The sequence below is a fragment of the Deinococcus alpinitundrae genome, from assembly GCF_009982895.1.
GTDB lineage: Bacteria > Deinococcota > Deinococci > Deinococcales > Deinococcaceae > Deinococcus > Deinococcus alpinitundrae.
Window position 1 is genome coordinate 1 of sequence record NZ_WXZL01000343.1, and the last position, 258, is coordinate 258.

Annotated in this window: 1 protein-coding gene; it reads right to left on the reverse strand. The window is 64.0% G+C overall.

Annotated features, from left to right (window positions below; all coding sequences use genetic code 11):
- A partial coding sequence (locus GUI70_RS23685; protein WP_161884603.1) for an ABC transporter permease subunit occupies positions 1-258 on the reverse strand: 258 nt, incomplete at its 5' end.

The window sequence follows — 258 nt, forward strand, 5'->3', positions numbered from 1 at the left end:
TCATTGTACTTCTCCATGCCAGGGCGTCAGGCGCCGCTGCAGCGCGCGCAGACCCAGTTCCAGTAAAAAGGCGATAATGGCAATCACCGCGATCCCCGCCAGCACCACATCGGTGGCGAGAAACTCGCCGGCAGACTGCACCATAAATCCTAATCCGCGGGTGGCGGCGATCAGCTCAGCGGCCACCAGCGTTGACCAGCCCACCCCGAGACCAATGCGCAGTCCGGTGAGGATCTCCGGCAGCGCGCCGGGCAGGAT